The sequence below is a fragment of the Sinorhizobium sp. P24N7 genome (genome assembly GCF_042436655.1).
Classification (GTDB): Bacteria; Pseudomonadota; Alphaproteobacteria; order Rhizobiales; family Rhizobiaceae; genus Sinorhizobium; species Sinorhizobium meliloti_A.
In genome coordinates this window covers 53,967-66,400 of the sequence record NZ_JBHMIW010000027.1, presented here as the reverse complement: position 1 = coordinate 66,400, position 12,434 = coordinate 53,967, and the positions used below count along the sequence as shown (strand labels likewise).

At 62.3% G+C, this 12,434-nt stretch carries 14 protein-coding genes and 3 tRNA genes; 1 reads left to right on the top strand and 16 read right to left on the bottom strand.

Annotated elements, in window-relative coordinates; all coding sequences use genetic code 11:
* Nucleotides 1–5: 5 nt before the first annotated feature.
* The 15 genes from nuoK to ACFHWW_RS32210 all read right to left on the bottom strand — a co-directional run bounded on the left by nuoK (nt 6) and on the right by ACFHWW_RS32210 (nt 11,399).
* Complete coding sequence (gene nuoK, locus ACFHWW_RS32280; protein ID WP_003531854.1) at nt 6–314, bottom strand: NADH-quinone oxidoreductase subunit NuoK; 309 nt, start codon at nt 312–314, stop codon at nt 6–8.
* A 28-nt stretch (nt 315–342) separates the two neighbouring features.
* Nucleotides 343–957, bottom strand: a complete 615-nt coding sequence (locus tag ACFHWW_RS32275; RefSeq protein ID WP_018094851.1) for an NADH-quinone oxidoreductase subunit J — start codon at nt 955–957, stop codon at nt 343–345.
* Nucleotides 958–1,108: 151 nt separating this feature from the next.
* The gene (gene nuoI / locus ACFHWW_RS32270) at nt 1,109–1,600 is read right to left on the bottom strand and encodes an NADH-quinone oxidoreductase subunit NuoI (RefSeq protein ID WP_100672197.1); all 492 of its coding nucleotides are present in this window, start codon (nt 1,598–1,600) and stop codon (nt 1,109–1,111) included.
* Between the two features lie 64 nt (nt 1,601–1,664).
* Entirely contained in the window at nt 1,665–2,708 is a 1,044-nt protein-coding gene (nuoH, locus tag ACFHWW_RS32265) for an NADH-quinone oxidoreductase subunit NuoH (protein WP_018094850.1), read from the bottom strand.
* 20 nt (nt 2,709–2,728) lie between these two features.
* Nucleotides 2,729–4,810 (bottom strand): NADH-quinone oxidoreductase subunit NuoG, encoded by a 2,082-nt coding sequence (gene nuoG / locus ACFHWW_RS32260; protein ID WP_379943366.1) that lies wholly within the window; start codon nt 4,808–4,810, stop codon nt 2,729–2,731.
* Between the two features lie 200 nt (nt 4,811–5,010).
* Nucleotides 5,011–5,649 (bottom strand): NADH:ubiquinone oxidoreductase, encoded by a 639-nt coding sequence (locus tag ACFHWW_RS32255; RefSeq protein ID WP_379943344.1) that lies wholly within the window; start codon nt 5,647–5,649, stop codon nt 5,011–5,013.
* Nucleotides 5,650–5,655: 6 nt separating this feature from the next.
* On the bottom strand, nt 5,656–6,960 hold the full coding sequence (nuoF, locus tag ACFHWW_RS32250) for an NADH-quinone oxidoreductase subunit NuoF (RefSeq protein ID WP_379943342.1): 1,305 nt from the start codon (nt 6,958–6,960) through the stop codon (nt 5,656–5,658).
* Nucleotides 6,961–6,974: 14 nt separating this feature from the next.
* Complete coding sequence (gene nuoE / locus ACFHWW_RS32245; RefSeq protein ID WP_100672194.1) at nt 6,975–7,799, bottom strand: NADH-quinone oxidoreductase subunit NuoE; 825 nt, start codon at nt 7,797–7,799, stop codon at nt 6,975–6,977.
* A gap of 16 nt (nt 7,800–7,815) precedes the next feature.
* The gene (locus ACFHWW_RS32240; protein WP_018094845.1) at nt 7,816–8,070 is read right to left on the bottom strand and encodes a hypothetical protein; all 255 of its coding nucleotides are present in this window, start codon (nt 8,068–8,070) and stop codon (nt 7,816–7,818) included.
* Complete coding sequence (locus tag ACFHWW_RS32235; RefSeq protein ID WP_379943339.1) at nt 8,070–9,260, bottom strand: NADH-quinone oxidoreductase subunit D; 1,191 nt, start codon at nt 9,258–9,260, stop codon at nt 8,070–8,072. The genes ACFHWW_RS32240 and ACFHWW_RS32235 overlap by 1 nt, the downstream gene beginning before the upstream one ends.
* A gap of 56 nt (nt 9,261–9,316) precedes the next feature.
* Nucleotides 9,317–9,922, bottom strand: coding sequence for an NADH-quinone oxidoreductase subunit C (locus ACFHWW_RS32230; RefSeq protein WP_018094843.1), 606 nt, complete (start codon nt 9,920–9,922; stop codon nt 9,317–9,319).
* Nucleotides 9,923–9,939: 17 nt separating this feature from the next.
* A complete protein-coding gene (locus ACFHWW_RS32225) occupies nt 9,940–10,518 on the bottom strand; it encodes an NADH-quinone oxidoreductase subunit B family protein (RefSeq protein ID WP_003531828.1) in 579 nt (192 codons plus the stop codon).
* Nucleotides 10,509–10,874: an NADH-quinone oxidoreductase subunit A gene (locus tag ACFHWW_RS32220; RefSeq protein ID WP_018094842.1), complete on the bottom strand. Its 366-nt coding sequence runs from the start codon at nt 10,872–10,874 to the stop codon at nt 10,509–10,511. The genes ACFHWW_RS32225 and ACFHWW_RS32220 overlap by 10 nt, the downstream gene beginning before the upstream one ends.
* 302 nt (nt 10,875–11,176) lie before the next feature.
* Nucleotides 11,177–11,253, bottom strand: a tRNA-Asp gene (locus ACFHWW_RS32215).
* 69 nt (nt 11,254–11,322) lie between these two features.
* Nucleotides 11,323–11,399, bottom strand: a tRNA-Asp gene (locus ACFHWW_RS32210).
* A gap of 441 nt (nt 11,400–11,840) precedes the next feature.
* On the opposite strand from ACFHWW_RS32210, the gene ACFHWW_RS32205 reads away from it, so the two are divergent.
* Nucleotides 11,841–11,916, top strand: a tRNA-Val gene (locus ACFHWW_RS32205).
* Between the two features lie 343 nt (nt 11,917–12,259).
* On the opposite strand, the gene ACFHWW_RS32200 is transcribed toward ACFHWW_RS32205, so the two are convergent.
* Nucleotides 12,260–12,424: a hypothetical protein gene (locus ACFHWW_RS32200; protein WP_379943337.1), complete on the bottom strand. Its 165-nt coding sequence runs from the start codon at nt 12,422–12,424 to the stop codon at nt 12,260–12,262.
* Nucleotides 12,425–12,434: the final 10 nt, after the last annotated feature.

Here is a 12,434-nt window from a genome sequence, read left to right as displayed (position 1 = left end):
CCCTGTCAGCCCTTCATCATGTTGACGTCTTCGACGGCGATCGAGCCGCGGTTGCGGTAGAAGACGACGAGAATTGCAAGTCCGATGGCGGCTTCGGCCGCCGCAACGGTCAGGATGAACAGCGCGAACACCTGGCCGGTGATGTCGTTCAGGAAGGCCGAGAACGCCACCATGTTGATGTTGACGGCCAGCAGGATGAGCTCCACCGACATGAGGATGATGATGACGTTCTTCCTGTTGAGGAAGATGCCGAAGACGCCGAGCGTGAACAGAATGGCGCTGACGGTCAGATAGTGGGAAATTCCGATTTCCATAAGTGTAGTCCCTCGACCTCGCGTCCGATTAGATGCCCTGCCCCGGCTTGACCGTAACCACCTCGACGGCGGTTTCGGGGGTGCGGGCAACCTGCTGCGGAATGCTCTGACGCTTGATGTTCTGACGGTGACGCAGGGTCAGCACGATGGCGCCGATCATGGCGACGAGCAGCACGAGCCCCGCGATCTGGAAGAAGTAGACGTAATGGGTATAGAGGACATCGCCGAGCGCGGCGGTGTTGGTGCGGTCGCTCGGCGCCGGTATCGGCATTGAGATGCCCTTGGCGATTTCAGGCGAGAAAGCCGAGCCGCCGACAACGACGATCAGTTCGGCGGCAAGGATCAGCCCGATCAGCGCGCCGATCGGCGCATATTCGAGCACGCCGGCGCGAAGCTCGGCAAAGTCGATATCGAGCATCATGACCACGAAGAGGAAGAGAACCGCGACGGCCCCGACATAGACCACCAGCAGGATCATCGCCAGGAACTCGGCACCGGTCAGCAGGAAGAGCCCGGCCGCATTGAAGAAGGTCAGGATCAGGAACAGAACCGAATAGACCGGATTCCTGGCCGCGATGACCATGAATGCCGACGCCACGGCGATGAAGGCAAAAAGATAGAAAAAAAGAGCCTGCAGACCCATGATCGGTGCCTTTTTCGTCTTGCTGGCGTGAAGGCACGCAGGCCCGCACTCCATGAGGCAAAGCCGGACCACCTGTCCGGCCGATGCCCAAACCCGTTTTGCATGCACCGTCTTCGATCAAGCGGCGCGATGCTGCGTTCCGCGAATGGCCTCAGCGGTAGGGCGAGTCCATCGCAATGTTGCGCGCGATTTCCCGCTCCCACCGGTCACCGTTGGCGAGCAGCTTCTCCTTGTCGTAGTAGAGCTCTTCGCGCGTCTCGGTGGAGAACTCGAAATTCGGCCCCTCGACGATCGCATCGACCGGACAGGCCTCCTGGCAGAAGCCGCAATAGATGCACTTCACCATGTCGATGTCGTAACGCACCGTGCGGCGCGTGCCGTCGTTGCGGCGCGGCCCGGCCTCGATGGTGATTGCCTGCGCAGGACAGATCGCCTCGCACAGCTTGCAGGCGATGCACCGCTCTTCGCCGTTGGGATAACGGCGCAGCGCGTGCTCGCCGCGGAAGCGCGGGCTGATGGGCCCCTTCTCGAAGGGATAGTTCAAGGTCGCCTTCGGACGGAAGAAATAGCGCATCGACAGAAGGAATGCGCCGACGAATTCCTTGAGGAACAGCGAGCTGACGGCGTTCGAAAGACCGGCCATCATTAACCTCCAAACTTGCCGGTTGCGGAGAAACCGGCGGTATGCAGCGAAGCGTGAGCGGCCATCATGCCCAGCCCGTCAGCTTCAGAACGAATGCGACGATGACGACCATCGCCAGCGAAAGCGGCAGGAAGACCTTCCAGCCGAGGCGCATCAGCTGGTCGTAGCGATAGCGCGGGACGAAGGCTTTCACCATGGCGAACATGAAGAACACCAGCGACGCCTTCAGCACGAACCAGATGATGCCCGGGACCCAGTTCAGGAGCCAGATGTCGACCGGAGGCAGCCAGCCGCCGAGGAACAGAATCGTCGTCAGCGCGCACATCAGGCAGATCGCCGCGTACTCGCCGAGCATGAACATCATGTACGGGGTCGAGCCGTATTCGACCATGAAGCCGGCGACGAGTTCCGATTCGGCTTCCGGAAGGTCGAAGGGCGGACGGTTCGTCTCGGCGAGCGCCGAGATGAAGAAGATGATGAACATCGGGAAGAGCGACAGCCAGTGCCAGTCGAGGAACGAGGCAGGCAGGCCGAGCATGGTGCCGACGCCGTCGTTCTGCGCGTTTACGATGTCCGTCAGGTTGAGCGAGCCGACGCAGAGCAGCACGGTGACGATGACGAAGCCGATCGAGACCTCGTAGGACACCATCTGCGCCGCGGAGCGCAATGCGCCGAGGAAGGGATATTTCGAGTTCGACGCCCAACCGCCCATGATGATGCCATAAACCTCGAGAGAAGATATGGCGAAGACGAAGAGGATGCCGACATTGATGTTCGCGATCACCCAGTTCGCATTGAGCGGAATGACCGCCCAGGCGGCGAGCGCCAGCGTCACGGAAACGAGCGGGGCGAGCAGAAAGATCGTCTTGTTGGCGCCGGCCGGAATGACCGGCTCCTTGAAGACGAATTTCAAAAGGTCGGCGAAGGACTGGAACAGCCCCCATGGGCCGACGACGTTAGGGCCGCGGCGAAGCTGCACGGCCGCCCAGATCTTGCGGTCGGCGAGCAGGATATAGGCGATGAAAAGCAGCAGCGCGACCAGAAGCAGGAGCGACTGGCCGATCATGATGGCCGTGGGCCAGACATAGGTCGAAAAGAAAGCGTCCATGATGCTCTATTCCCTCGCGCTCATTCCGCGGCAGCTTTGAAATTGTTGCGCGCCAAGGCCGAGCATTCGGCCATGACGGCGGATGCGCGCGCTATCGGGTTCGTCAAATAGAAGTCTTTGACCGGAGACGCAAACACGGATTTCGCCATCGCACCGGCTTTTTGTGCAAGTGCGGCAATTTCGTCGCTGCGGCCTGCGGCGATCTCGTCGACTGCGGCGAAATGCGGATAGGCCGCATAGAGCTTCGCACGCAATTCGCCGAGCGAGTCGAAAGGCAGCTTCCTGCCGAGCACGTCGGAAAGCGCGCGGATGATCGCCCAGTCCTCGCGCGCTTCACCCGGTGCGAAAGCGGCGCGGTTGCCCATCTGGACGCGCCCTTCGGTATTGACCCAGGTGCCGGACTTTTCCGTGTAGGTCGCGCCGGGAAGAATGACATCCGCCGCATGCGCGCCGTTGTCGCCATGCGAGCCGATGTAAACGGTGAAGCCGGCCTTCTTGGCCGAAAGATCGATTTCGTCGGCCCCCAGCAGGAAAAGGACATCCATGGCGTCGACCATTTCGCCCGCCGACTTGCCGCCCTGACCGGGCACGAAGCCGAGATCGAGACCGCCGACGCGGGCGGCCGCGCTGTGAAGCACGGCAAAACCGTTCCACTCGGCATTCACCGCACCAACGGCAACGGCGAGCTTCCCCGCATTGGCGAGCACGGCCGCACCGCCCTCCCCTGCCAAGGCGCCCTGGCCGACGATGATCAGCGGACGCGCGGCCTTTTCCAGCGTTGCGAAGAACGTCCCCTTGCCGGAAACGAGTTCGGCGAGCGTGTCGGTACCCGCACCCAGATATTCGTATTCGTAACGCAGCTCACCCGCCTCGCCGATCACACCGATCGGGAAGTTGGCCATGCGGTAGCGCTTGCGGATGCGGGCATTGAGGACCGACGCCTCGAAGCGCGGATTCGAGCCGATGATGAGCAGTGCATCGGCGCTTTCGATGCCCTGGATCGTCGGGTTGAAGATGTAGCTCGAACGGCCGAACGACGGATCGAGCGCTGCGCAGTCCTGCCGGCAGTCGAGGTTCGCCGAGCCGAGCGAGGAGACGAGCTCCTTCAGCGCGTACATTTCCTCGACCGAAGCGAGATCGCCGGCGATCGCGCCGATCCTGTCGCCCGACGTGCCGGCAACGGCGGTCTTGATCGCCTGGAAGGCTTCGCCCCAGCTTGCCGGCTGCAGGCGTCCATCCTTCTTGACATAGGGGCGATCCAGGCGCTGCGTCTTCAGCCCGTCCCAGATGAAGCGCGTCTTGTCGGAGATCCACTCTTCGTTGATCTCCTCGTTGACGCGCGGCATGATCCGCATGACTTCGCGGCCGCGCGTATCGACGCGGATGGCGGAGCCGACCGCGTCCATGACATCGATCGATTCGGTCTTGCCGAGCTCCCACGGGCGCGCGGTGAAGGAGAAGGGCTTGGAGGTCAGCGCGCCGACCGGGCACAGGTCGACGACGTTGCCCTGCAGTTCCGAGGTCATCGCCTGTTCGAGATAAGTGGTGATCTCGGCATCCTCGCCGCGGCCGATCAGGCCGAGTTCGGCGATGCCGGCGACTTCCGTCGTGAACCGGACGCAGCGCGTGCAGTGAATGCAGCGGTTCATCACGGTCTTGACGAGCGGACCGATATACTTGTCCTCGACCGCGCGCTTGTTTTCCTGATAGCGCGAGCTGTCGATGCCGAAGGCCATCGCCTGGTCCTGCAGGTCGCACTCGCCGCCCTGGTCGCAGATCGGGCAGTCGAGCGGGTGATTGATGAGCAGGAACTCCATGACGCCTTCGCGCGCCTTCTTGACCATCGGCGTGGTCGTGAAGACTTCCGGCACCTCGCCGTTCGGACCGGGACGAAGGTCGCGCACGCCCATGGCGCAGGAGGCCGCCGGCTTCGGGGGGCCGCCCTTGACCTCGATCAGACACATGCGGCAGTTGCCGGCAACCGAAAGCCGCTCATGGAAACAGAAGCGCGGAACCTCGGCGCCGGCCTCCTCGCATGCCTGAAGCAGCGTGAAATGATCCGGGACCTCGATCTCTTTTCCGTCGACTTTCAGCTTTGCCATCTTCGTACTCAATCCTGTCTTCAGTCCGTCTGCTCTTCTACAGCGCCGCGCGTCTTGATCTGGCGCGCAAGGGCCGCTGCAGCACTTTGGTTTGCTGCGAGTTTCCTTTAATCGGCTACGATTAAAGGAAACATGCAGTAGGCAACGGACAATTCCTTCACGGTCTCGCCGCTTGCCGTGACCACCGCACGGTCGTCACGTTATTTCTCTCGCGCTCCCGTGAGCGCCTTTGCCTGCCCGATCCAATCGTCGCGGACGACGCGGCCGGCAAGGCCGAGTTCGCTATCCAGTCGCTCCACGTCGGCCTTGCTCAGGGCGGCGATGTCGGCGAAGCGGAATATGCCCCTGCCCTTAAGCACCTGCTCGAGCTTGGGGCCGATGCCGGAGATACGCTTCAGGTCGTTTGCGAGGCCTGCCGCCGGTGCCGCAGCCCGCTTGACGGGTCTGCGCGGTTTGCGCGTCGCGTCCGCGGAGACCGGAGCTTTCCGCTGCGCTGCCTTTTGCGGCCTTGCGACCGGAGCAGGCTTGGAGATCTCCGCCTGATCGGGCGCGGCGACGCTCTTCTTGAGCGTGCTGGCCGCCCCCTGCATCGCGCCGAACATCATGCCGGCGATGTGACTGGACAGACCGAAGCCAAGAGCCGTCGCTGCCGCGACGGCCGCCGCCGGATGCGCCATCAACGGATGCAATCCGACGCTCGGCAAGCCGGCGTTCGACAGGTTCTTCATCCATTCGCCCATGCCGAACGGGTCGGCCGGGTCGGCGCCCTGAGGCCATGCGAATGAACCGGCCGCGCTCGCGGCTGTCCTCTCCTGTCCGTCCTTGCGTGCCCCAGCCATGGTTTCTTACTCCGCCGCCTCCAACACGGCGCCATGCGAGGTCGCATTGCGCGTGTATTCGTCGATCCGCTTCTCCATTTCCGGACGGAAATGCTTGATAAGGCCCTGGATCGGCCATGCCGCCGCATCGCCGAGCGCGCAGATCGTGTGGCCCTCGACCTGCTTCGTCACGTCGAAGAGCATGTCGATCTCGCGCTTCTGGGCGCGGCCCTGCACCATGCGCTCCATGACGCGCATCATCCAGCCCGTGCCTTCGCGGCAGGGCGTGCACTGGCCGCAGCTCTCGTGCTTGTAGAAGGCCGACAGCCGCCAGATCGCCTTGATGATGTCGGTCGACTTGTCCATGACGATGACGGCAGCCGTGCCCAGGCCCGAGCCGAGCTCGCGCAGGCCGTCATAATCCATGATCGCGTCTTTCATCTGCGCGCCGGGCACGCAGGGAACCGACGAGCCGCCGGGGATGACCGCCAGCAGGTTGTCCCAGCCGCCGCGAATGCCGCCGCAGTGCTTCTCGATCAGCTCGTGGAACGGGATCGACATCGCGTCCTCGACCGTGCACGGGCGATTGACGTGGCCGGAAACCGAATAGAGCTTGGTGCCGTGGTTGTTGGGGCGGCCGAAGCTCGTATACCAGCCGGCGCCGCGGCGCAGGATGGTCGGCGTCACCGCGATCGACTCGACATTGTTGACCGTCGTCGGGCAGCCATAAAGGCCCATATTCGCCGGGAAAGGCGGCTTCAGGCGCGGCTGGCCCTTCTTGCCTTCGAGGCTTTCGAGCAGCGCCGTCTCTTCGCCGCAGATATAGGCGCCGGCACCGTGATGCACGTAAATGTCGATGTCGTAGCCGAGCTTGTTGTCCCGGCCGAGCAGGCCGTATTCGTAGCATTCGTCGATCGCCGCCTGCAGCGCTTGGCGCTCGCGGATGAACTCGCCGCGCACGTAGATATAGGCGGCATGCGCACCCATGGCGAAGCTCGCAATCACGCAGCCTTCGATCAGCGTGTGCGGATCGTGGCGCATGATGTCGCGGTCCTTGCAGGTACCGGGCTCGGACTCGTCGGCATTGACGACGAGGTAATGCGGGCGCCCGTCGCTTTCCTTCGGCATGAAGGACCATTTGAGACCGGTCGGGAAGCCGGCGCCGCCGCGGCCGCGCAGGCCGGAGGCCTTCACCTCGTTGATGATCCAGTCGCGGCCCTTTTCGAGGAACTGCTTCGTGCCGTCCCAATGGCCGCGCGCCATCGCGCCCCTCAGCGACTTGTCCTTGAGGCCGTAGATGTTGGTAAAGATGCGATCTTCATCTCTAAGCATGGGGTATCACCTCTTCACCGCGGCTTCTTCGCGGGCTTCGACTTATCGACCGTTTCACCTTCGATCTTGACGTTCTTCGCCGCCGCCTTCCTGGCGGTGGCCGGCGTCTTCAAGGTCGGATTGGTAACGTCCGTCGCGGTCGAAGGCTTTGCCGCATTCGACGGAGGCACGCTCACCGCCTGTTCGTCCTTCGACTTGCGGACCGATTTCTTCTTCTCTTCGACCGGCTCGGGCCCCTGCAGCGTCGTCAGGCCGCCGATCGGCGCGGAATAGATGCGGTCGATCTGCGGGCCCGGCACGACTTCCGCCCCCTTCCCGGCCTCGAAGCGGTCGATGATCTCCTCGAGCCGCTCCGGCGTCAGATCCTCGAACGTGTCCTTGAAGATCATGACCATCGGCGCGTTGACGCAGGCGCCCTGACATTCGACCTCTTCCCAGGAAAGGGTGCCGCCCTCGTTGAGGGTGAACGGTTCACTGGCGATCTTCTTCTTGCAGATCCTGATCAGGTCTTCGGCGCCGCGCAGCATGCAGGGCGTGGTGCCGCAGACCTGGACGTGGGCACGCGTTCCGACCGGCTGCAGCTGGAATTGCGTATAGAAGGTGGCGACTTCGAGAACACGGATATAGGCCATGCCGAGCATGTCGGCGACCGACTCGATCGCCGCCCTCGTCACCCAGCCATCCTGCTCCTGAGCACGCATCAGCAGGGGGATGACCGCCGACTGCTCGCGGCCCTCGGGATATTTCTTGATCGTTGCCTCGGCCCAGGCAGCGTTTTCCTTGCTGAACGCGAAGGCCGCTGGCTGGACTGTGTCTTCGGCTAGTCGACGAACGGACATTCTAGTGGACACCTTATCAGTTAATCGAACCGCACCGCGATTTCGTCAGCGAGACAAATTCGCAGGCATAGGCTGACTGGTCTTTCTGCAAAAACACGATGTAGCGCGCGCCGTTGTTGACGGCTGCTTTGATCTCGTAACCCCTCGACAGGAGCGCCGGCATGGTGCCGCCCCTGAGCGCTGCGGATGACTCGCTGCCGACGTCCTCCTGGGCCGAGGCCCCGGAGGCGAGCGCAAGAAGTCCGACGGCGACGAGCGGCACCAGACGCATCAGCGATCCACCTCGCCGAAAACGATATCGAGGGAGCCCAGCACGGCCGAAACGTCGGCAAGCTGGTGTCCGCGACAGAGGAAGTCCATCGCCTGAAGATGCGCGTAACCCGGAGCGCGGATCTTGCAGCGATACGGCTTGTTGGTGCCGTCGGAGACCAGGTAGACGCCGAACTCGCCCTTGGGCGCCTCGACCGCGGCGTAGACCTCCCCGGCCGGCACGTGATAGCCCTCGGTATAGAGCTTGAAGTGATGGATCAGCGCCTCCATCGACCGCTTCATCTCGCCGCGCTTCGGCGGCACGATCTTGCCGTCGAGCGAGGAGACCGGACCGATCTTGGCATCGCCGAGCAGACGGTCTACGCACTGGCGCATGATACGCGCCGACTGGCGCATCTCGATCATGCGGATGAGATAGCGGTCGAAGCAGTCGCCGTTCTTGCCGATCGGAATGTCGAACTCCAGGTCGGAATAGCATTCATAGGGCTGCGAACGGCGCAGATCCCAGGCCGCCCCCGAGCCGCGCACCATCACGCCCGAGAAACCCCAGGCCCAGGCGTCCTCGAGGCTGACGACGCCGATATCGACGTTGCGCTGCTTGAAGATGCGGTTGCCGGTCAGAAGCTCGTCGATATCGTCGACGGTCTTCAGGAACGGGTCGATCCAGTTGCCGATATCTTCGACCAGCTGGTGCGGCAGGTCCTGATGCACGCCGCCCGGACGGAAATAGGCCGCGTGCATGCGCGCGCCGCAGGCCCGCTCGTAAAAGACCATCAGCTTCTCGCGCTCCTCGAAGCCCCAGAGCGGCGGCGTAAGCGCGCCGACATCCATGGCTTGAGTCGTCACGTTGAGGAGATGCGACAGGATCCGGCCGATCTCCGAATAGAGAACGCGGATCAGCTGACCGCGGACCGGCACCTGCGCACCGGTCAATCTCTCGACCGCAAGCGCGAAGGCGTGCTCCTGGTTCATCGGCGCGACATAGTCGAGCCGGTCGAAATAGGGTATCGCCTGCAGATAGGTCTTGGCCTCGATCAGCTTTTCCGTGCCGCGATGCAGGAGGCCGATATGCGGATCGACGCGCTCGACGATCTCGCCGTCAAGCTCCAGCACCAGACGCAGAACGCCGTGCGCCGCCGGATGCTGCGGGCCGAAGTTGATGTTGAAGTTGCGGACGTTATGTTCGGTCATACCGATTGCTCCAGGCCGGATGGCGTCCTTCGCGGATCGCCGCGGGCCGACTTAATTCAGCGTGGTCTCGCCTTTTCGTCGCCGGGCAGCACGTATTCCGTGCCTTCCCAGGGCGAAAGAAAGTCGAAATTGCGGAATTCCTGCTTCAGCTCGACGGGTTCGTAGACGACGCGCTTGGCCTCGTTGTCGTAACGCACCTCGACGAAACCGGTCAGCGGGAAGTCCTTGCGCAGCGGATAGCCTTCGAAGCCGTAGTCCGTCAGGATGCGCCTCAGATCCGGGTGACCGGTGAAGAGGATGCCGTACATGTCGTAGGCTTCGCGCTCGAACCAGTCGGCGCCGGGATAGACCGACGTCGCCGAGGGGACAGGCTCGTTCTCGCCGGTCGCAACCTTCACGCGGACGCGCTGGTTCTGGCGCGGCGAGAGAAGATGATAGACGACATCGAAGCGGTCCGGGCGCTGCGGATAATCGACCCCGCAGACATCGATGAAGCTGACGAAACCACACTGGACGTCGTCGCGCAGGAAAGTCAGTAGCGCGACGAGGTTCTCGGCTTTCGCCGTCAGCGTCAGTTCGCCGTATTTGACCTCCGCATCGGCGATCAGCGCGCCACGCGCCTCGCGAAGATAGGAGGCAAGCTCGTTCAGGGCTTCACTCATCTTAAGTTCCCCTGCCCTTAGCGCTCGATCGTGCCGGTCCGGCGGATCTTCTTCTGCAGCAGAAGCACGCCGTAAAGCAGCGCTTCTGCCGTGGGAGGACAGCCTGGCACATAGATGTCGACGGGCACGACGCGGTCGCAGCCGCGCACAACCGAATAGGAATAGTGATAGTAGCCGCCGCCATTGGCGCAGGATCCCATCGAGATCACGTAACGCGGCTCGGGCATCTGGTCATAGACCTTGCGCAAGGCCGGCGCCATCTTGTTGGTCAGCGTGCCGGCGACGATCATGACGTCGGACTGACGCGGCGAGGCGCGGGGCGCAAAACCGAAGCGTTCGGCATCGTAACGCGGCATCGACATCTGCATCATTTCGACCGCGCAGCAGGCGAGACCGAAAGTCATCCACATCAGCGAACCGGTGCGGGCCCAGTTGATCAACTCGTCGGTCGAGGTGACGAGAAAGCCCTTGTCGGCGAGCTCGTTGTTGATCTCGCCGAAGAACGCGTCATTGCTGCCGATCGGCTTGCCGGTCGCGGGATCGAGGATACCCTTGGGCTGCGGCGCAACGAGCGTGGTGCCGGATGCTAATTCCATTCCAGCGCTCCCTTCTTCCATTCATAGATAAAGCCGACCGTCAGGACCAGAAGGAAGACCATCATCGACCAGAAGCCGAACCAGCCCAACTCCTTGAACGAAACCGCCCAGGGGAAGAGGAAGGCGACCTCGAGATCGAAGATGATGAAAAGGATCGACACGAGATAGAAGCGGACGTCGAACTTCATGCGGGCATCGTCGAACGCATTGAAGCCGCACTCGTAAGCCGACAGTTTTTCCGAATCAGGCGCCTTGAAGGCGACGGCGAAAGGAGCGACCAGAAGTGCGAGGCCGATCACCAGCGCGATCCCAATGAAAATCGCGATCGGTACGTAGGAACCGAGAAGTTCTGTCATTTTATCCGTCCCTGCCTGCGGAGGGCGCCATGAAAGCGCTTCAACGAAGAATGCCGCAGGCCGAAAAGCATGTTGCAACGCCAGAGTGGTTAGCGCAGCCGGCGCCCGGGCGCAAGCCTCGAAGGGGCATTTAAACCGGTTCGCAGCGCATAGCGGGGATGCGCCCACCGCAGGATGCGCGGCAAGGCGCGCAATCGCGGGAAGCCGGGCCTCCCGGCGCCAGGAATTCCGCGGCGAGACACTTTGCCGCAATGCAAAAAAAGGAAGCACAGATAAGGGGAGACGGCCACGTGAGAAGAGAATGGCGCGAGTGACGGGGCTCGAACCCGCGACCTCCGGCGTGACAGGCCGGCACTCTAACCGACTGAGCTACACCCGCGCATTATGGCCATCGCTGACCATTATCTCATCATCGGCACTTTTTGAGAATGCCGCATTCCTTCAAGAGTGGCGCGAGTGACGGGGCTCGAACCCGCGACCTCCGGCGTGACAGGCCGGCACTCTAACCGACTGAGCTACACCCGCATCTCTTGACCTTCCAGACGCGCTCGCGCGCCCCTGCCCGAAGCGGCCTTGCCGTTCGATGAGCGGCTAACTAAGCGGTTCGCTTTGGGGTGTCAAGCGCGATTGAAAACAAATCGGTGACGGAACGTTTTTTGGTCCACAGCATGGCTTCAGGCAAGGATTTTGCCGTCTGTGGAAGCGCGCACCAAAGGTGAGCACCCCCTCACCCCCTCGGGAGCTCGCCCTTCCTTTATATGCGGGCGCAGCGGAGCGACCAACAATGCGCCGCCTGCCTCGCCAGCCGCCTCCCTTCCCCCCCCCAATTGTCCACAGACTTCCTGACGGGTGCCCCGGTCCGCGATAAAAAATTCGAAAAAATCGCTCGAACGCTCTTGCGGTTTTCGCCGGTTACGCATAGATCACGCCCACCGACGCGGCGGACACTTGTCCGGCAACGCGATAGGGCGATTAGCTCAGTTGGTAGAGCGCCTCGTTTACACCGAGGATGTCGGGAGTTCGAGTCTCTCATCGCCCACCACTTCTTCCCGAGAAATTAGCCATCAAAGTCCTGCACAAGCGGGGCTTTTGTCCTATTTGGCAGTTCTCAATTTCTTCCACCCGTCCGCTCGCCGCAGCCATTGATTCCATTGAAAAACTCGCTGCGCGCCCTCACCCTTGCTGTGCGGCATGGAGTAACCGAAAAGATCAAGAGTGCTTGACGTGTGTAGGTCTCCCCAAGCTCAGGGACATCTCTATCTCTTATGCTTTCAGCGAACCGCCGAGAAGCAGAAGCCCGGGAAAAGATAGAGCGCGACACAGAAGATCAGTTCGGGAATTAGCTCGGGACTCGGTGACTTGGTTTTGTATTTGGCGTTTTTGGGCTAGTTCAGATCGAACACGGCCGCTTCGTCCTCGCGTGGCCTGTCCCCCTTGAGGGAAGCGTGCCGCAACTTTCCGTTGTCGGTCCATGCGCGATACTCGACCTCGCCGACCCAGGACCGGCTCGGTGACGAACGCGTGACCGGAATGGCGTCGATGGTTATCAAGAGTAGATTT

What these genes read in the sequence shown, in the direction of transcription:
- nuoG (WP_379943366.1), bottom strand. Translation starts at nt 4,810, where the DNA reads ATGGCAAAGCTGAAAGTCGACGGAAAAGAGATCGAGGTCCCGGATCAT.
- ACFHWW_RS32235 (WP_379943339.1), bottom strand. Translation starts at nt 9,260, where the DNA reads ATGACCGAACATAACGTCCGCAACTTCAACATCAACTTCGGCCCGCAG.
- ACFHWW_RS32275 (WP_018094851.1), bottom strand. Translation starts at nt 957, where the DNA reads ATGGGTCTGCAGGCTCTTTTTTTCTATCTTTTTGCCTTCATCGCCGTG.
- nuoI (WP_100672197.1), bottom strand. Translation starts at nt 1,600, where the DNA reads ATGGCCGGTCTTTCGAACGCCGTCAGCTCGCTGTTCCTCAAGGAATTC.
- ACFHWW_RS32230 (WP_018094843.1), bottom strand. Translation starts at nt 9,922, where the DNA reads ATGAGTGAAGCCCTGAACGAGCTTGCCTCCTATCTTCGCGAGGCGCGT.
- ACFHWW_RS32220 (WP_018094842.1), bottom strand. Translation starts at nt 10,874, where the DNA reads ATGACAGAACTTCTCGGTTCCTACGTACCGATCGCGATTTTCATTGGG.
- nuoH (WP_018094850.1), bottom strand. Translation starts at nt 2,708, where the DNA reads ATGGACGCTTTCTTTTCGACCTATGTCTGGCCCACGGCCATCATGATC.
- nuoE (WP_100672194.1), bottom strand. Translation starts at nt 7,799, where the DNA reads ATGTCCGTTCGTCGACTAGCCGAAGACACAGTCCAGCCAGCGGCCTTC.
- ACFHWW_RS32255 (WP_379943344.1), bottom strand. Translation starts at nt 5,649, where the DNA reads ATGGCTGGGGCACGCAAGGACGGACAGGAGAGGACAGCCGCGAGCGCG.
- nuoK (WP_003531854.1), bottom strand. Translation starts at nt 314, where the DNA reads ATGGAAATCGGAATTTCCCACTATCTGACCGTCAGCGCCATTCTGTTC.
- ACFHWW_RS32240 (WP_018094845.1), bottom strand. Translation starts at nt 8,070, where the DNA reads ATGCGTCTGGTGCCGCTCGTCGCCGTCGGACTTCTTGCGCTCGCCTCC.
- ACFHWW_RS32225 (WP_003531828.1), bottom strand. Translation starts at nt 10,518, where the DNA reads ATGGAATTAGCATCCGGCACCACGCTCGTTGCGCCGCAGCCCAAGGGT.
- nuoF (WP_379943342.1), bottom strand. Translation starts at nt 6,960, where the DNA reads ATGCTTAGAGATGAAGATCGCATCTTTACCAACATCTACGGCCTCAAG.